Raw genomic sequence first — 18,144 nt, forward strand, 5'->3', positions numbered from 1 at the left:
AACTTTCAGCTTTGATTCAGCCAACCTTGCTGGTTCATTTGGTTGGGTATCCCGGTGTCTTTCCTAGCCAGGCTTAGTCTCGCCAATCGCGGGCTGGTCGCGCTCATCACCATCGCCATTCTCGGCTTCGGTGTCGCGACCGTTCCGCAGCTCCGCCAGCAAATGCTGCCCGACCTGCAGTTCCCCAGCATTTCCGTGATCGCCTCCTACCCGGGTGCCACGCCTGAGATCGTCGAACAGCAGGTGTCCATCCCGATCGAGCAAGCGGTCTCCGGGATCGACGGCGTCACGATGATCACGAGTGCGTCCCGCAACGGGTCCTCCACCGTGTGGGTGAACTTCGACTACGGCGTTGATGTCAAGGACATCTCCGCCGACATCGAGCAGGCCCTGTCCCGCATCGACAGTCGTCTGCCCGCCAACGTCGACCCGACGGTGTTCGCGGGAACGTCCGACGACCTTCCGGTCATCGTGCTGGCAGCCAGCGGGGGCGACGACGAAGCTCTGGCGAAACGCTTGCGGGACAAGGTCGTCCCGGAGCTCAACAAGATCGATGGCGTACGCGAGGCGACCGTCAACGGAGCCCGCACCCGCCAGGTGACGATCAGCCTCGACCCGGTCGCACTGGCCGCTAAGGGACTCACGATCCAGTCGGTGACGACGGCCCTGACGGCAAACGGCGTCGCGAGTGCCGGTGGCGTGATCAACGAGAACGGCCTGTCCTACTCGGTCGCGATTGGCGGGCGGTTCACCTCGCTCGACCAGATCCGTGAGCTCTATCTAGCACCGCCCGCGGCGCCTGCCGCAGCAGGGCAAGCTCCAAAAGCGACAGTCGCCGTGAGCACCGTTCAGCTCAAGGAAATCGCCAAGGTCGAGTCTGTCGCCACGGATGCCACGACGCTAACCCGCACCAACGGCCAGCCAAGCGTCGGTGTCTCAGTGACGGCGATCCCCGGGTCCAACGTCGTGGCCATTTCACAGGCCATCAACGAAAAGCTCCCCGAGCTCAAGGGCGACGGTGAACTGACCGTCATCTTCGACCAGGCTCCCGAGGTCGAGCGCTCGATCGAAAGCCTTACCACGGAAGGGCTTTTGGGCCTGCTGTTCGCGGTTCTGGTGATCCTGTTCTTCCTGCTGTCCGTCCGGTCAACCCTGGTAACAGCAGTTTCGATCCCGGTCAGTGTGGTCATCGCCCTGATCGCGTTGTGGATGGCTGACTATTCGCTCAACATCCTGACCCTGGGCGGTCTGACCATCGCGATTGGACGTGTGGTAGACGACTCGATCGTGGTGCTGGAGAACATCAAACGGCACCTGGCCGGTGGCGAGGAGAAGAAGCACGCCATCCTCACCGCGGTCAAGGAGGTCGCGGGTGCGGTCACGGCTAGCACGCTGACCACGGTCGCGGTGTTCCTGCCGATCGCTTTGGTCGGCGGATTCGTGGGCCAGATCTTCGGCCCCTTCGGCCTGACCGTCACGGCTGCCCTTCTCGCCTCGCTCATCGTCTCGCTGACGATCGTCCCGGTGATGGCTTACTGGTTCGTCAAGCCGCCAAAAACGGCCAAGATGGATGAGGCTGAAGCCAACGGGCGCTTGCAGCGGGCGTACACGCCCGTGCTGCGCTGGTCGCTCAAGCACCGGGCCGTGACGTTGCTCCTGGCTCTCCTGATCGCTGGTGGCACAGGCTTCCTCGCGACGCAGATCGACACGAGCTTCATCGGCGGCTCCGGCACGACGCTGAACATGTCCCTGCAAATGCCAAGCGGCACAAGCCTTGCCACGACTGACGCGGCGGCCAAGAAGATCGAGCAGATCCTTGCCGACTCCGACGACGTGACCTCATACCAGGCGACCGTTGGCGGGGGCGGCAACCCGTTCGGTGGCGGGGGCGGCAACACGGCCCGCGCGAGCTTCAACATCACCATCAAGGAAACCGCCGACAGGCAGGCCGTCATCGACGACCTCCGCACGAAGGCCGAGGCCCTCGGCAAGGACGTCGGTGAAGTGACCGTTGGCGGTGCTGGTGGAGGAGGAGGCGGCTTCGGATCGTCTAATCTGGAGGTTGAGATTCAGGCTGGCGATGAAGCCACGTTGCGTGCCGCGACCAAGCAGGTGCGCGACGCCGTCGCCGGGCTAGCCGATGTCACTGATGTCAAGGACGACCTCGCCGCCAACACCGAACAGGTCCAGATCACGCTCAACCGGGCCGCCGCGGCCAACATCGGCCTGACCGACGCCTCGGTGGGACAGTTTGTCGGACAAGCCTTTAGGGGTACTCAGATAAGCCGTCTCGTTGTCGACGGGGTCGAACAGCCGGTCGTCTTGCGGACCGGTGCCGCACCGGCCGACCTCAACGCGCTCAAGGCATTGCCGATCGGGCCGGGGCTCAAGCTCGGTGACGTGGCGAAGGTCGAAATCGTGGGTGCCCCGGGCATCATCAATCGCGTTGACGAGGTGCGCACGGCTAGCGTCACCGCGACCCCGACCACGGAAGCGCTCAACGTCGTCAACCAGGCTTTGTCGGACAAGCTGAAGTCGCTGGCTTTGCCGGCGGGTGCTACGTACACCATTGGTGGGGTCACCCAAAGTCAGGCGGAAGCGTTCGGCGACCTCGGCCTCGCGATGGTCGTGGCGATCGGGCTCGTCTTCCTCGTCATGATCGCGACGTTCCGTGGAATCGTGCAGCCGCTGATCCTGATGGTCTCGATTCCGTTCGCGGCCACCGGTTCGCTGGGGATGCTCTTCATTACCGGGCAGCCGCTGGACCTTCCAGCCATGATCGGTCTGCTGATGCTCATCGGCATCGTGGTCACCAACGCCATCGTGTTGCTGGACCTGATCAACCAGTACCGCAAGTCTGGAGTGGACACCTACGAATCGATCATCGAAGGTGGCAAGCGCCGCCTGCGCCCGATCCTCATGACCGCCGTGGCGACGATTTTCGCGTTGCTGCCCATGGCTTTCGGGCTCACCGATTCCAGCGCGTTTATTTCCCAGCCGCTCGCGGTAGTAGTGATCGGCGGGCTCGTCACCTCGACGCTCCTGACGCTCGTGCTCGTGCCGGTGCTGTATTCACTGGCCGAGGGCTTCAAGGGCCGGGTGCGCCGCAAGCCCGCCGCCACGCCTGAAGTGCGCGAGCCGGCCACGGTATAGCCCTAGCCAAACCGACTACGCGGGCCAGCACCCGCGAGGGGCCGCCTCCCCTCGCCCGTGCTGGCCCGCGGCTTCGCGTGCCGGGCCGTGAAACGTGCGGTCGCGTGGGTCCTTTGAAAGACTGTCGCGCGTGGGTTACGTCGCCGCTATAGACCAGGGAACGACCTCATCGCGCTGCTTCCTCTTCGACGAGCAGGGCCAGCTGACCGCCTTCGATCAGCGTGAGCATCGCCAGATCTTTCCCCAGCCCGGCTGGGTCGAGCACGATCCGGCCGAGATCTGGGCCAACGTGCAGGCTGTCATCGAGGCTTGCCTAGCTAAGGCCGGCATCAGCCGTCAGCTGGTCCGCGCGGTGGGAATCACGAACCAGCGCGAGACAGCGATGCTCTGGGACCGGGCGACGGGCGAGCCGGTCGGCAACGCCATCGTCTGGCAGGACACGCGCACCGCGTCAAAACTCGCTAGCTACGGCGACATCGACACCTTCCGCGCCAAGACCGGACTGCCCTTGGCGACGTATTTCTCCGCGCCGAAACTGCGCTGGCTCCTCGACGCGACGGGCCGCTCAGATGTGCTGGCCGGGACGATGGACAGCTGGCTCATCTACAAGCTGACGGGGCAGCATGCCACCGACGTCACCAACGCCAGCCGGACCATGCTGATGAACCTGTCCACTTTGGACTGGGACGACGCACTGCTCGAAGCGTTCGGCATCCCGCGCGACTTCCTGCCCACGATCAAGCCTTCGATCGGCTCATTTGGCACCATCACCAGCGGCCCGCTCGCCGGAGCCGAGGTCAGCGGGGTGCTCGGCGATCAGCAAGCGGCACTGTTCGGCCAGGGGTGCTTCGAGCCCGGCGAGGCCAAATGCACCTACGGCACGGGTGCCTTCCTTCTGCTCAACACGGGAAATGCCCCGATCGCGTCCACCAAGGGACTCGTCACCACCGTGGGCTACCAACGCGAGGGCGAGCCGGCCGTCTACGCCCTCGAAGGCTCGGTCGCCGTCGCCGGAGCTCTGGTCCAGTGGCTGCGCGACAACCTGGGCATCATCAAGACCGCGAGCGAGGTTAACGATCTTGCCTCCACTGTGGACGACAACGGCGGCTGCTACATCGTGCCGGCGTTTTCCGGGTTGTTCGCGCCCTACTGGAAGCCGGAGGCGCGGGGCGTCATTTGCGGGCTGACCAGCTACGTCACCAAGGCCCACCTCGCCCGCGCCGCCCTGGAAGCCACCGCGTGGCAGGTCCACGACGTCGTCGAGGTGATGGCACAGGAGTCGGGCCAGCGGGTCGCCGCCCTCAACGTCGACGGCGGCATGACCGCCAGCTCACTGCTGCTCCAGATTCAGGCAGACCTCTTGGGGGTACCGGTCGTCCGCCCGACGATCACCGAGACCACCGTGCTCGGCGCCGCCTATGCGGCCGGCCTGGCCACCGGGGTGTGGCCGTCACAGGAGGTGCTGCGCGGCTACTGGCGGGCAGACAAGCGCTGGGAGCCGACACTCTCCACTGTGGACAGGCAAAAAGCGGCCGCCCGATGGCAGGCCGCTGTCGCCAAAACATTGCCTTAACGAAAGTTAGGGCGGTAGGTGAGATGACCAACCCCCGGAGGCCACCTCTACCCACCGCCCCTTGGGGAGGAGGCACAGGTCGTGTGCGCTTACCGCTAAGACGCTTCCCGGAGCGTCACGGTTGCGGTCTTCTGCTCACCATTCCGGGTATATTCCACCGTCACCTTCTGGCCGACGGTGCCCGATTGGACGGCTGAGACCAGGTCATCGGAGTCATTGACGACCTTGTCCCCGAATTTCGTGATGACATCGCCCTGCTGGAGCCCTGCCTCAGCGGCCGGGCTGTTAGGCGAGATCGCGCTGATCTTCGCGCCGCCCGTTTCCTCGGCCGTCACGGAGACGCCCAGGAATGGGTGACTAACCTTCTGCCCCTTCATGAGCTGCTCGGCCACGGTCTTGGCCTTGCTGCTCGGGATGGCGAATCCGACACCGATGTTGCCTTCGCCCTGTCCGCTCGTGGCGATGGCGGTATTGATGCCGATGACATTGCCGTTCATGTCGACCAGCGCGCCACCGGAGTTACCCGGGTTGATCGGCGCGTCGGTTTGCAGCAGTCCGGACAGTGAGGTGCCGCTCTCCCCGGCCCTGATCGTCCGTTCCTTGGCGCTGATGATGCCCTTCGTCACGGAACCCTGCAGGCCCAGTGGGCTTCCGACGGCAAGCACCGTGTCGCCAACGTTGACCTTGCCGCTGTCGGCCAGTGTCGCTGGGGTCAGGCCCGTCGCTTCGGCCTTGACCACGGCGAGATCGGTTCTCGGGTCAGTGCCGACGACTTTGCCCTGAATCTTCTTTCCATTCGAGAGAGTCACCGAAACGGACCCTCCCCGTGCCGACTCGACCACGTGGTTGTTGGTGAGGATGTAACCGTCCTCGGTCAGGATGACCCCCGATCCCTCACCCGACCCGGTCGCGATCGAGACCACGCTCGGCTGGATCTTGGCGGCTACACCTGCGACCGAGTTCTCATTGACCACCGGAGCCGTGTCCGTGCTCATCGGAAGGTTGATGCCGTCACCGTTGTTGATCGCGGTCGCGATCACGGCGCCGGTGATGCCAGAGCACAGCGCCAGCACACCGGCCGCGGTCACCCCGGCGATCGCCTTCACCGCCGTGGGCACCCGCTTCTTCGGCGCCGCGTTAGGCGGTGTCCACGTTGGACTGTGCGGCCCGGATACCGGCGTCTGCCCCACCACGTATCCACTTGGGCCATATCCCGCACCAGTCGTCGGGGCGGCCTGCCCAGCCGCATATCCCGCACCCACACCGGCAGCCGCATAAGCGGGCCCCGAAACCGGCTGCGATGCCGTTCCGCCGCCCGCGCCGCTCGTCGGCGTTTGCCCCGCCGGGAGGCTTTCGCCGGCGCCGTAAGCCGCGCTGCCGAAGGCCGGCTGCGATGCCGGGTGTGTGGGCGGTGTGGATTCACCGGAGGCCGAAACCGCATATGCCGCACCGGCTGCGGGGGTAACGGCCGTGTCGTCCGTGCCTGCTCCCGGCGTCGTGGACGAACTCGGCTGCCCCACCGCGGCGGCCGGTTCACCCGCCGGGGAGGTCCAGCCCTCGGCTGGCGGCTGGTTGCCTGGCTTATCGATCTCGCTCATGGTGTCTAGTCTTCCCTCGGGTACTGATGTATCTCTGGTTTTGCCCTGTATCTCAGCTGTGAATCACAACGATTCATCGACCGCCGCGTCTATTGGCAGTCTCACGATGAACGTCGCGCCCTGCTCAGGTGTGCTCTGCACCTCAACCTTGCCGTTATGAGCCGCGACGAGTGCCGCCACGATCGCCAGGCCTAGGCCCGTGCTCACGTGACCGTCGGCACGTCTTGTCCGGGCGGCGTCGGCGCGATAGAACCGCTCGAACACCCGGTCGGTCTGTTCTGGGCTGAGCCCCGGCCCGTGATCGGCCACTTCCAGCACAGCCTCGTCAGCGTCTCGGTAAAGCCGGACCTCCACGGGAGTGCCCTGTGGCGTGTGCGCCAAGGCGTTGCCCATGAGGTTGTTGATGACTTGGCGCAGCCGCGCGTCGTCACCGAGCACGATCAGTTCGCCGGAGTCCGGAGCGACCGACAGCGTGATCTCGCGATCAGGTGCTAGAACCTGTGCCGCCTGAACGGCTTCGATGGCGAGGACGCGGAGTTCGACCGGCAGCGCGCGCACAGGACGCTCTTGTTCCATGCGGGCCAGCAGCAGCAGGTCTTCGACGAGCAGTCCCATGCGCCGGGCTTCGTCTTCGATGCGCTTCACCAAGGCTGCCGTGTCTTCGGGACTGCCGACCGCGCCTTGACGGTAAAGCTCGGCGAAGCCACGGATCGTCGTGAGTGGAGTGCGCAACTCGTGCGAGGCGTCCGCGACGAACTGCCGCATCTTCTCCTCTGAACGCAGCGCCCGGTTCTCCGACTCGTGTGAAGAGGTGAATGCTTGCTCGATTTGCGTCAGCATGGCGTTGAGCGAGCGGGCGAGCGAGCCAACTTCGGTCTTGGGTTCTTCGGCTCCCTCTTCAGGGTCGGGCACCCGTCGCGTGAGATCGCCCCCGGCGATCGCCCCGGCGGTCCGCTCGATCGTCGCTAGGGGACGCAGGCTGCGCCGCACGAGATCCGTGCCCAGGGAGGCCGCCATGATGAGCGCTGCCGCGCCACCGTAGATAGTCGTTTGCAGCACTCGCTTCTTCAGGCCGTCGACTTCGTTGGTGCTCTTGGCGACCAGGAAAAGCCGGCCGTCGGAGAACGCCGAAATCATCATGCGCCACTTGTGTTTGCGGTCCTGCGAGTAGACGATCCGGTATTCCCCAAGCGATTTGCCCAGAGCTTCAGCGTTTTCGGTGAAGACCGGGCGCTCGTTTTCCGGCAAGCCGCTGTAAGCGCTGAAGTGCCACTCCGACCCCGGGTTGGGGTAGATGATGATGTAGTCACTCGGCAGAGGCAGTTTTTGTGTGCTGGAAATGACCGCCGGGGGTGCCTGCTGCAATTGTCCCGCAGCGGCAAGGAGGTCCGAGTCCACTTTGTCGGTGAGGTAGCGGCCGATAGCCAAATTGCTCGCGACTCCAATGAGGACGATCGCGAACGTCAGCAACAGCATCACCAAGGCGACGAGCTTGATGCGCAGCGGGACCCGGTTCAGCTTCATGCGGTTGGTTTACGCAACACGTAGCCCACGCCGCGCAGGGTCTGGATCAGGCGGGGCTGCACGTTGTCGACCTTGCGGCGCAGGTAGGAGATGTAGGACTCGACGATGTTGTCGTCACCCCGGAAGTCGTAATTCCAGACGTGATCGAGGATCTGAGCTTTACTGAGCACGCGGTTGGGGTTGTGCATGAGGTAGCGCAACAGTTTGAACTCTGTCGGCGACAGCTGCACCAGGTTGCCCCCGCGGTGGACCTCGTGGGTCTCCTCGTCCAGCTCAAGGTCAGCGAACGACAGCTTCGGCGTCGCGGCCGACTCGCCGGTCGTGCGGCGCAGGACCGCCCGGATGCGGGCGGTCAGCTCTTCGAGACTGAACGGCTTCGTCACGTAGTCGTCCCCGCCGAGGGTCAGTCCACGGATCTTGTCATCCGTCCCGTCACGGGCCGTCAAGAACACCACGGGCACCCGGTCGCCATCGGCGCGCAGTTTCTTGATCACGTCGAAGCCGTCGAAGTCTGGGAGCATCACATCGAGCACGACAAGATCAGGGCGCTGCTGGGACGACGCCGCGAGCGCGGCGCTTCCGCTGGTCACCGCCCTGACTTCGAATCCGGCGAAGCGCAGGCTTGCGGATAGCAGCTCGAGAATATTCGGGTCGTCCTCGACCACCAGCAGGCTCGCCTCAGGCATGAACCCATCTAACCCCGGTTCTCTACGCCCTCGCTGAGGCTTTCCTGAAAGCTCTCTGTGAGATCGACGCAGCCGCTTATACCTCTATTTCCGGACATCACCCATTCGTGCATGCACGGAAGTAGTACAGGTCACACAAATTGTGTGGTCAGCGCCTGTAGTCGCCTGCCTATCGTCGGCAAATGCCAAGTTCCCCCGGAAGTCACAGGCATAAACGCTCAAGACGTAGTCATCGTGGTAGGCATCGCGCCCATTCCCGATCGGCGGTCCCCTTACCGGGGCTTGTCCTCGCGGGTTGCCTCATCGGCAGCGCGGCAGTCTTCACCGGCAGCGTCTCAGCAACAGAACCTGTGGAACAACAGCTCGCCAACAGCGATCTAACGTCCTTCATGGCGGACCGCACGACCGAGGAAAAGACCACCTCCCGGTCCTTTGAGCGCACGTCCCCTACCCCGAGCCCGAGCCCTTCCCCCACGCCGACGGGCCCTCCCGCCCCGGTCGCCGGGCTCAATGTGACCCAGATGAAAAACGCGGGAATCATTGTCCAAGTTGGACAGCAGATGGGCTTGCCGAAGCGGGCCATCATCATCGGCATGGCGACGGCGATGCAGGAAAGCAATCTCTACAACAACGCCAGCGAGGCCGTGCCAGAGTCGTTCAACTACCCCCACGAAGGCAGCAGCGTCGACCACGACTCGGTCGGCGTGTTCCAGCAGCGGCCAAGCTCAGGCTGGGGAACCGTGGCAGACCTCATGCGCCCCGAATATCAGGCGGCGAAGTTCTTCACCAAGCTCATCAAGCTTGACTGGGAGAACATGTCGCTGACGGCGGCGGCCCAGGCCGTGCAAATCTCGGCCTACCCCAACGCATATGCCAAGCACGAGTCACGCGCTACCCAGATCGTCAGCGCTTTCGGGCTTTAGGCCTTCGCCACAGCGGGTTCAAAGCTAGCCAGCAATTCCTCTAGGGCGCGCTGGTCCGGTCCGGCAAAGGGCCGGGCCCGCGGAGCCAGGGTCAGCATGTCGGCGAACTGCCTGGTGCGGTTAAATGCCGGTGGCAGGTGGCTGCTCAGAAGAGCCGACGGATCCATAGCCACGATCGGATCGATGGTCTGCTGAAACTTCACTGGGTCGACCGTGTGCACCCAAGGGCTATCGGCTGCGGCCCAAAGCAATTGCCCCTCGCGCAGGTCAGCCTCGGGCACCTCACTGACATCGGCGGCGCTGGCCAGCTCAGCGCTCGGCAGCGGTGCCCCGAAACAGTCTGAGCTGAAACACACCCCGGTCGCGCTTTCGGTAAAGCCCATCGTGGCCGGGCTATCGAACAGTGGCGGCCGGAACACCGACAATTCGCGGTCACCCACTGAAAGCGATTGCCCGGGATTGATGAGGTAAACCCGGTCCAGGGGAATCTCCCACTCGGTCGACATGATGCCAATACAGGCGAAGTTTCCGGCCAAGCGCGCCTTTGGGGCAGCTTCCAGCAGCTTCATGAGCCCGCCTGTGTGATCACGGTCGGGATGGGTGATGAAAATCCAACGAACATCGGCCGGATCAAGCGCCGAAGAAAGCGTTTCCAGGAAGGCATCCGCCTTACCTGGCAGGCTCAGCCCGGTGTCGATCACGACAGGTTCGGCGGAATGCAGAACAAAAGCGTTGACCGGCAAGAATCCTATGCCCGGAACCATCATTTGATCGTTGAGAACAGTCACGTCAGCATTGCGATAGACGTTCATATTCCCATCGTCGAACCCTCGCGAGCACCGCGCAGCAGATCGCGCGAGAACGAGCCGTAAGTCCTAAGGCAAATCGGCCAGATCAGCGGCAGGAAGCCAGTCTCGGTCGGGATCGAAGCTCACGGAAGGCTTCAGCAACTCCAGCAACGGTGGCAACAGGGGATGCGGGTTGTCCGCCCGCCAGAGGATCGACCACGGGAGGTGGGGCGTGGGCGACAACGGAATCCGCACGACATCGGGCGGCAGAGCCCACCAGGCGCCCACCGGGGTCACGCGTTCAGGGTGCCGTCGTAACTCGGCAAGGGTGTGCTCCACGCCGAGATTGAGCGGTGTGCCGCTGATGGGGACACCGATCGCGGCCGCGTAGGACCGTAACAGCCCGACCAGTTCGGCTGGGGTGTCACCGAACGGGATCCACAAGCCTTGCTCTCGCAACGTTTCCTGGTCCAGGAAGGGTTTTGCGGTTAGCGAGTGTCCACTTAGGACAGCCGCCGCGATCGGCTCCAGGCAAATGAACCGCCGGGTCAGGCCCTCGGGAACCACGAGATCATGCGGCCGGCCCCAAGCCATATCGAGCTCTCCGCGCGCCACGGCCTCCATTGCCGACGCCAGGCTCCGTCGCATGCTCAATTCAAAGACCAGATGGGGGTACGCCGAAGCAAGCTCGCCAAGCAACGTGAGTGGCCGGTGCACGGGTCCCCAGACATCCACCTTGAGCGGCAACGGTTGCGCGCGCACGGCGAGGGCGCCCTGTGCTGCCACCGTTAGCAGTTCCCGTGCGTAGGGCAAAAACCGCTCCCCTGCCACCGTCAGCGAAACCTTCTGATGCTGGCGCAGCAGGAGCACCTCGCCAAGGGTTTGTTCCAGGCGCGAGATGCGTTTGGACAGCGCTTGCTGCGTCAGGTAAAGCCCAGCCGCCGCCCGCCCGAAGTGCTGCTCGTCAGCCGCACGCACGAACGCCCGCACCTGTCCTAGATCCAGATCCACGGCACCTACCCTGCCCCGACAACCATCGGTTGTGCAAATAGCGAACATAGTTGTTCGACTTTGCCGGACCCGCGAGGTCAACTAGACCCATGACGATCACAGGACACGCGGCTGGAGTGCCGTTCCTAGCTATACCTCCCGCGAACAACCCGGAAAACAAGCCGCTTGTCGTTGTCTGGCACCTGCTCGACGCGCCCCGCACCGAGGTCGCGATGGCGTCGGCGTTGCCGCTCAACGGAGTTGACGCGTGGCGCGTTTACCTCGGCCTCCCGTTGACGGGCAGCCGTGGCCCCGCCGGCGGATTCGACGAGTTCATCAAACTGGCTATGGAAGATGTCATTACGAATATCTACGAACCGCTGACAACGCAAGCGGTGTCAGAGTTTCCGGCAGCGCTCGCCGCGCTTCGCGAGCAACTGCCCGTTAACGAGCACCTGAGTCTCGTGGGCGGATCGATCGGGTCGATGGTGGTGCTGCGCGTGCTCACCGAAACCGGAGTCAAGGTCGACAAGGTCGCGCTCGTGAGCCCGGCGATCCAGCTGGCCGGGATGATCAGCACGGCCGAGAAGGGCTTTGGCATCACCTATCCGTGGACCGAAGCGACGCGGGCAGTCGCCGCACACCTCGACTTCCCCGCCAGGGCAAGCGAAATCACCCTCCCGGTGCTCATCGTGGCGGGCGAGCAGGATGAGCCCGGCTTCACCGGCCCGGCTGAACAGCTGTGGTCGAAACTGCCGGCTGGCTCTTCGTTCGTGAAAGTTCCCGGCATGGGTCACGCCCTCGCCGAGGAGCCGGGCATGGAAGCCGCGCCGCAGACGGCGAACGCCGCTCAGGTCGACGCGATCGTTACGGACTGGCTGTCGCGTTAGGACGGTGCACCCGCGCCGGAGACAGCCGCCGTGCTGAGGACCGCCGAGAGCCGGAAAGCGGCAGCGGTTCGTCCATGAGCACGGTGATGCTCAGGCCACGGGCCCGCACCACCCGCCACAGCGAGTGAAGCAGCGTTTCGTCGTCGACGAAAGCGGCCGCGGGCGTGCTGAAAAGCAGCGTGAATCGTTGCACCGGCGCGCCCGCGTCAATGGCGGCCTGCAGGAACGCGGGCCGCCAGACGGCCGGGTGCGCACCGCACGTCGTCGTCCCCTCCGGAAACACTTGGACGGTCTGCCCACCGCGTAGCGCCGCCGTCACCTCGCTGACCGTCCCCGGCAACGTCTTAGGCCGGGACCGGTCCACGAAGATCGTTCCCGACGCCTTAGCCAGACGCCCAATGACCGGCCAGGCAGCCACGTCATGCTTGCCCACCAACCGAATGCCGGGGCCACCAGACCGCCGTGCCGCCTGACGCTTTCCGGGCTCCGATAGCGCTTCGGCCGCCGGCCGGCCTGCCACGTCATCCGGTTCGCTAGCCAGCGCCATCATGAGCACAATGTCGAGCCACGACACATGGTTGCCCGCGAGCAAAACACCCTTACCGATCGGGGCGCCGACGAGGCTCCAGCGAATGCCCATGGCACGCAACAAACGCCGCGCCGTCAACGCCGCTTTCGCGGGCCGCACCACAGCCGCTAATAGCACGGCGGCCGCGGCGAGCAGCCGGGCGACTGTCGTGAATAGACCGACGGTCCGCTGAGCGGGCGGCAGGCACGCCTTGCCACACGGGCAAGGCGGCCGCCACAACGTCGCGCTCATGACTTTAAGAAGTGTTCTAGGTACTTGGGGTTCACCCTCTCGATGCCGAGCAGCACGAAGAAGTCAGCGCAGCCGAAAGCCGGGTCGTAGGCTGGTTCGCCACAGACCCAGGCACCCAAGCGCAGGTATCCGCGCAGCAACGACGGCACATCGGTGAGCGTGCCGGGCTGCTCCGGCGTCGGCGCCGCCCACGGAAGGTGCGGCTTCACGCGCAACTCCGGCGGGGACAAGTGCTTGCGGAAGGCGAGGTCGCGGACGGCGGCCGCCTGAGTACCCCCATCGGAAAGCGAGACCGACGCGCAGCCGGCCAGGTAGCGATAACCGAAGGTGTCCAGGTATTTCGCGATTCCGGCCCACATCAGGTTGATGACGGCACCGGTGCGGTGATCCGGGTGCACGCAGCTGCGGCCCGCCTCGACCAGCTGATCGCGCAGCACGGTGAGCGCGCTCAGGTCGAATTCGCTGTCGCTGTAACGCCGGCCGAGCCAAATCGCCCGCTGCGGGGACAGCAGCCGGTAGGTGCCCACGACTTCACCCGTGCTGTCTTCCCGCACGATCAGGTGGTCGCAATAGGCGTCGAAGTCGTCAACGTCAATGCCGGTCGGGTCGAGCTGTGCGCCGAGTTCTTCGGCGAACACGCGATACCGCAGCCTCTGGGCGGCCTCGACGAGGTGTGCGTCACCCGCGATCAGCGCGGAGTAGCCGGTGGGGGCCTTGGTCAGCAGCAAAGTGCTCATGGGGCCGAGGGTGACGGCCGCACGTGACATTGACGTGAAATGCTCTCCCCGTGGAGCCCAACAACAACCTTCTTGTCGTGGACGCCCGTTATAACGGGCCGCCCGGAACGGGTAACGGCGGCTGGACGGCCGGTTTGATCGCCCGCTTCCTGCACGATGGCCTGGCCGAGGTGACGCTCCAGAAACCTCCGCCCCTGGACACGCCACTCACGGTGATCGATACCGGGCACGGCTTGCGGGTGACGTCACCCGATGGTGCGGTGATCGCGACCGCTAAGAGTCGCGTTGACGACATCGCCCCGGTGCCGGCGGTCTCGCACGACGAAGCCGTCGCCGTTTCCCGCAACTACGCAGGGTTCGAACAACACCACTTTCCGCGTTGTTTCGTGTGTGGCCCAGCGCGTGAAGACGGCTTGAAGGTCTACCCGGGCAAGACCGCCGATGGGCGCACCGCCTCGATCTTCAAAGTTCCCGAAGACGTCAGCGACCTGACCGTTTGGGCTGCTCTCGATTGTCCCGGCGGCTGGACCGTCATCGACGAAACGCACCCTTGGGTCCTCGGCCGCATCAGCGTGGCGGTCAATGAAATCCCCAAGCCTGGCCAGGAGTGCGTGGTTATGGGCCAGTTGCTCAGTGAGGTCGGTCGCAAGGCGGTCGTGCGCACAACGCTCTACTCACCTGAAGACGCCGTGCTCGCGCGGGCTGAGGCGGTCTGGATCGCACTGCCCCCTGTGTGATCGATCACAACCGGGCGTGGCGTAGCCTTGAGGCCGGCTTTCTAAGTACTCGTTAAGAACGGGCGGAATTAGGCGTGTCGACTCAGCAGGACAACCCCCTGGCGAGCTTTGGTACGAATGAATGGCTGGTCGAGGAGATGTACCAGAAGTACCTCACCGACCCGGCCAGCGTAGATCCCGCCTGGCATGACTTCTTCGCTGACTACAAACCAGCGGTCGACTCAGCCAAGCCAGCCCCGGCCCAGGCGGCGCCAGCGGCAACCACTCCAGCTCCGGCGGCGGCTCCCGCCGTACCAGCTGCTGCTCCTGCGAAGCCCGCACCGGCGAAAGCCGCACCGGCCCCCGCGGCTAAGGCTGCTCCCAAGCCGGCCGTGACCGGTGAGCCCAGGGTCGCCAAGAACGTTCCGTTGCGCGGTGTCGCGGCGAAGATCGTTGAAAACATGGACAACTCATTGAGTGTCCCGACGGCGACCAGCGTGCGGGCCGTCCCGGCCAAGCTGCTGGCCGACAACCGGATCGTCATCAACAACCACCTCGCCCGCGGGCGCGGCGGAAAGGTCTCGTTCACGCACCTCATCGGCTATGCCCTTGTCCGCGCGCTGAACGTGCATCCCGAGATGAACAATTCGTTCGCCGTGATCGACGGCAAGCCGAACATGGTCTCCCCGGCGCACGTCAATCTGGGCATCGCGATCGATCTGTCCAAGCCGGACGGTTCGCGGCAGCTGGTCGTCCCGTCGATCAAGGCCTGCGAGCAGATGGACTTCCGCCAGTTCTGGCAGGGCTACGAAGACATCGTGCGCCGGGCCCGCCGCAATGAGCTGACGATGGAAGACCACACCGGAGCGACGATCTCGCTGACCAACCCTGGTGGCATCGGCACCGTCCACTCACAACCGCGGTTGATGACCGGGCAGAGTGCGATCATCGGCGTTGGCGCGATGGAATATCCCGCACCGTTCCAGGGCATGAGCGAACAGCAGCTCGCTGAACTGGCCGTCAGTAAGATCATCACGCTCACGAGCACCTATGACCACCGTGTGATCCAGGGCGCCCAGTCGGGTGAGTTCCTGAAGGTCATGCACGAGCTGCTGCTCGGCGAGCACGGCTTCTACGACGAGATCTTCACCGCGCTGCGCATTCCTTACGAGCCGGTGCGCTGGGTGCGTGACGTTCCCGAGGGACAGGTCGACAAGACCACCCGTGTCATGGAAATGATCCGGGAATACCGCGTGCGCGGCCACTTGATGGCCGACACCGACCCACTGGAATACGAGATCCGCCGTCACCCGGATCTCGACATCCTCGAGCACGGCCTGACCCTGTGGGACCTCGACCGGACGTTCTCGGTCGGCGGTTTCGCGGGCAAGGAGAAGATGCTCCTGCGCAACGTGCTCGGCGTGCTGCGTGACTCCTACTGCCGCCGCGTCGGCGTGGAATACATGCACATCCAGAACCCTGAAGAGCGGCAATGGATTCAGGAACGCGTCGAGAAGAAATACGAGAAGCCGTCGCCGGAAGAGCAGCGCCACATCATGGCGCGGCTCAACGCGGCTGAGGCGTTCGAGACGTTCCTCGCCACGAAATACGTTGGGCAGAAGCGGTTCTCGCTCGAAGGCGGCGAGTCGCTGATCCCGCTGCTCGACGAGATCCTGCAGGCCTCAGCCGAGTCCAAACTGGACGAGGTCGTCATCGGCATGGCCCACCGTGGCCGGCTGAACGTGCTGGCCAACATCGTCGGCAAGCCTTACGAGAAGATCTTCAACGAGTTCGAGGGACACCTGGACCCTAAGAGTGTTCAGGGTTCTGGCGACGTCAAGTACCACCTGGGCATGACGGGCAAGTTCACGACGCCTGACGGTTCCGGCGTGACCACCGTTTCGGTGACGGCCAACCCGTCGCACCTGGAAGCCGTCGACCCCGTGATGGAAGGCATCGTCCGCGCCAAGCAGGACCGCCTTGACTTGGGGCCCAACGGTTTTACCGTGCTGCCACTGCTCGTTCACGGTGACGCCGCGTTCGCGGGACAAGGCGTGGTCGCCGAAACGCTGAACCTGTCGCAACTGCGCGGCTACCGCACCGGCGGCACCGTCCACGTTGTCGTCAACAACCAGGTCGGCTTCACCACCGCTCCTGAATACAGCCGGTCTTCTTTGTACTCAACCGACGTCGCCCGCATGATTCAGGCGCCGATCTTCCACGTCAACGGCGACGATCCCGAAGCCGTCGTGCGCGTGGCGCGGCTCGCGTTCGAATACCGCCAGGCCTTCAACAAGGACGTCGTCATCGACCTCGTGTGCTACCGCCGTCGCGGGCACAACGAAGGCGACGACCCGTCAATGACCAACCCGCAGATGTACAGCATCATCGACGCCAAGCGTTCCGTGCGAAAGCTCTACACCGAGGAGCTGATCGGCCGCGGTGACATCACGGTCGAGCAGGCTGAGGAAGCGTTGCGCGATTACCAGAACCAGCTCGAGACGGTCTTCAAGGCCACCCGCGACTCGGCCAACGGCATCTCCAGCCGGCTGACCCGCGCGCGGGAGGCGGAGCCGGAACCCGTTGTCGCCACGGCGATCCCGGCCGATCTGGTCGCGAAGATCGGAGCCGCGCACACGGCGCTGCCGGAGGGCTTCACCCCGCACAAGCGAGTCCAGCAGCTGCTGGAGCGCCGCGCGAAGATGGCTGTCGAAGGCGACATCGACTGGGGTTTCGGCGAAATCATCGCCTTCGGTTCTCTGCTGGCTCAGGGTGTGACGGTGCGCCTGTCCGGTCAGGACAGTCGCCGGGGCACCTTCGTGCAGCGGCACGCCGCCATTGTCGACTCCAAGACCGGCGGAGACTTCCTGCCGATCGCTGGCCTGGCCGGAAACGACGCCCGGTTCCATGCGCACGACTCGCTCCTGTCGGAATATGCCGCGCTCGGCTTCGAATATGGCTACTCCGTGGAGAATCCGGACGCGCTTGTCCTGTGGGAGGCGCAGTTCGGGGACTTCGTCAACGGCGCCCAGTCGGTCATCGACGAGTTCATCTCTTCCGGTGAGGTCAAGTGGGGCCAGAAGACCGGCGTCACGATCCTGCTGCCGCACGGTCACGAAGGCGCCGGCCCTGACCACACGTCAGGCCGCCCTGAGCGGTGGCTTCAGCTGGCCGCCGAAGACAACATGCGTGTTGTCGTGCCGTCCACTCCGGCCAACCACTTCCACTTGCTGCGCCGTCAGGCCCTGTCCCCCAAGCGCAAACCGCTCGTGGTCTTCACGCCGAAGTCGCTGCTGCGCCACAAGCTTTGTGTGTCATCGGTTTCCGACTTCACGACAGGCACGTTCCAGCCGGTCATCGGTGATTCCACGGTGGACGCCGCCTCGGTCAAGCGCGTGCTGCTGTGCTCGGGCAAGGTCTACTTCGACCTCATCCAGGCTCGTTCCGAGCGGGGCATCACCGACACCGCGATCGTGCGCATCGAGCAGCTCTACCCGCTGCCGATCGAGGAAGTTCGCGCGGAGCTGGCCCGTTACAGCGGCGCGACCGACTTCGCCTGGGTGCAGGAGGAGCCGGCCAACCAGGGTGGCTGGTCGTTCGTGGCGCTCAACCTGCTGGAGCACCTCGACGGCGTGCGCCTGCGCCGCATCTCCCGCCCGTCAGCCGCCGCGCCGTCGGTTGGCTCGGCCAAACTGCACGACATCGAGCAGGCCGCCCTGCTCGAAGCCGCTCTGCCAAAGGTCTAA

At 64.6% G+C, this 18,144-nt stretch carries 13 protein-coding genes; 6 read left to right on the forward strand and 7 right to left on the reverse strand.

Going from position 1 to position 18,144, the window contains the following annotated elements:
- Window positions 1-54 precede the first annotated feature (54 nt).
- Both A3E1_RS0132600 and glpK read left to right on the forward strand, forming a co-directional pair.
- Complete coding sequence (locus A3E1_RS0132600) at window positions 55-3,153, forward strand: efflux RND transporter permease subunit (RefSeq protein WP_020525024.1); 3,099 nt, start codon at window positions 55-57, stop codon at window positions 3,151-3,153.
- A 130-nt stretch (window positions 3,154-3,283) separates the two neighbouring features.
- Entirely contained in the window at window positions 3,284-4,726 is a 1,443-nt protein-coding gene (gene glpK / locus A3E1_RS0132605; protein ID WP_020525025.1) for a glycerol kinase GlpK, read from the forward strand.
- Between the two features lie 95 nt (window positions 4,727-4,821).
- Here glpK and A3E1_RS43265 read toward each other — a convergent pair whose 3' ends face one another.
- The 3 genes from A3E1_RS43265 to A3E1_RS0132620 all read right to left on the reverse strand — a co-directional run bounded on the left by A3E1_RS43265 (window position 4,822) and on the right by A3E1_RS0132620 (window position 8,534).
- The gene (locus A3E1_RS43265; protein ID WP_020525026.1) at window positions 4,822-6,324 is read right to left on the reverse strand and encodes a S1C family serine protease; all 1,503 of its coding nucleotides are present in this window, start codon (window positions 6,322-6,324) and stop codon (window positions 4,822-4,824) included.
- Between the two features lie 63 nt (window positions 6,325-6,387).
- On the reverse strand, window positions 6,388-7,848 hold the full coding sequence (locus tag A3E1_RS0132615; protein WP_020525027.1) for a sensor histidine kinase: 1,461 nt from the start codon (window positions 7,846-7,848) through the stop codon (window positions 6,388-6,390).
- Complete coding sequence (locus A3E1_RS0132620) at window positions 7,845-8,534, reverse strand: response regulator transcription factor (RefSeq protein ID WP_020525028.1); 690 nt, start codon at window positions 8,532-8,534, stop codon at window positions 7,845-7,847. Before A3E1_RS0132620 ends, A3E1_RS0132615 begins: the two co-directional genes overlap by 4 nt.
- A gap of 389 nt (window positions 8,535-8,923) precedes the next feature.
- On the opposite strand from A3E1_RS0132620, the gene A3E1_RS43270 reads away from it, so the two are divergent.
- Window positions 8,924-9,457 carry a hypothetical protein gene (locus tag A3E1_RS43270; protein WP_157631883.1) on the forward strand — a complete coding sequence of 178 codons (534 nt, stop codon included), beginning with the start codon at window positions 8,924-8,926 and terminating at the stop codon, window positions 9,455-9,457.
- Here A3E1_RS43270 and A3E1_RS0132630 read toward each other — a convergent pair.
- Together A3E1_RS0132630 and A3E1_RS0132635 are read right to left on the reverse strand one after the other, a co-directional pair.
- Window positions 9,454-10,269, reverse strand: coding sequence for an MBL fold metallo-hydrolase (locus A3E1_RS0132630; protein ID WP_020525030.1), 816 nt, complete (start codon window positions 10,267-10,269; stop codon window positions 9,454-9,456). The two genes, A3E1_RS43270 and A3E1_RS0132630, sit on opposite strands and share 4 nt — an antisense overlap.
- A 63-nt stretch (window positions 10,270-10,332) precedes the next feature.
- Window positions 10,333-11,256, reverse strand: a complete 924-nt coding sequence (locus A3E1_RS0132635; RefSeq protein ID WP_020525031.1) for a LysR family transcriptional regulator — start codon at window positions 11,254-11,256, stop codon at window positions 10,333-10,335.
- A gap of 89 nt (window positions 11,257-11,345) precedes the next feature.
- Here A3E1_RS0132635 and A3E1_RS0132640 point away from each other — a divergent pair, with 89 nt between their 5' ends.
- Window positions 11,346-12,125: an alpha/beta hydrolase gene (locus tag A3E1_RS0132640; RefSeq protein WP_020525032.1), complete on the forward strand. Its 780-nt coding sequence runs from the start codon at window positions 11,346-11,348 to the stop codon at window positions 12,123-12,125.
- Here A3E1_RS0132640 and A3E1_RS43275 read toward each other — a convergent pair.
- Both A3E1_RS43275 and A3E1_RS0132650 read right to left on the reverse strand, forming a co-directional pair.
- Window positions 12,103-12,945 carry a lysophospholipid acyltransferase family protein gene (locus A3E1_RS43275; RefSeq protein ID WP_020525033.1) on the reverse strand — a complete coding sequence of 281 codons (843 nt, stop codon included), beginning with the start codon at window positions 12,943-12,945 and terminating at the stop codon, window positions 12,103-12,105. The genes A3E1_RS0132640 and A3E1_RS43275 overlap by 23 nt on opposite strands.
- Window positions 12,942-13,682: a GNAT family N-acetyltransferase gene (locus A3E1_RS0132650; protein WP_026209057.1), complete on the reverse strand. Its 741-nt coding sequence runs from the start codon at window positions 13,680-13,682 to the stop codon at window positions 12,942-12,944. Before A3E1_RS0132650 ends, A3E1_RS43275 begins: the two co-directional genes overlap by 4 nt.
- A 50-nt stretch (window positions 13,683-13,732) precedes the next feature.
- Here A3E1_RS0132650 and A3E1_RS0132655 point away from each other — a divergent pair, with 50 nt between their 5' ends.
- Together A3E1_RS0132655 and A3E1_RS0132660 are read left to right on the forward strand one after the other, a co-directional pair.
- On the forward strand, window positions 13,733-14,419 hold the full coding sequence (locus A3E1_RS0132655; protein ID WP_020525035.1) for a hypothetical protein: 687 nt from the start codon (window positions 13,733-13,735) through the stop codon (window positions 14,417-14,419).
- A gap of 74 nt (window positions 14,420-14,493) precedes the next feature.
- Complete coding sequence (locus A3E1_RS0132660) at window positions 14,494-18,144, forward strand: multifunctional oxoglutarate decarboxylase/oxoglutarate dehydrogenase thiamine pyrophosphate-binding subunit/dihydrolipoyllysine-residue succinyltransferase subunit (protein WP_020525036.1); 3,651 nt, start codon at window positions 14,494-14,496, stop codon at window positions 18,142-18,144.

Source organism: Catelliglobosispora koreensis DSM 44566 (assembly GCF_000379685.1).
Taxonomy (GTDB): domain Bacteria; phylum Actinomycetota; class Actinomycetes; order Mycobacteriales; family Micromonosporaceae; genus Catelliglobosispora; species Catelliglobosispora koreensis.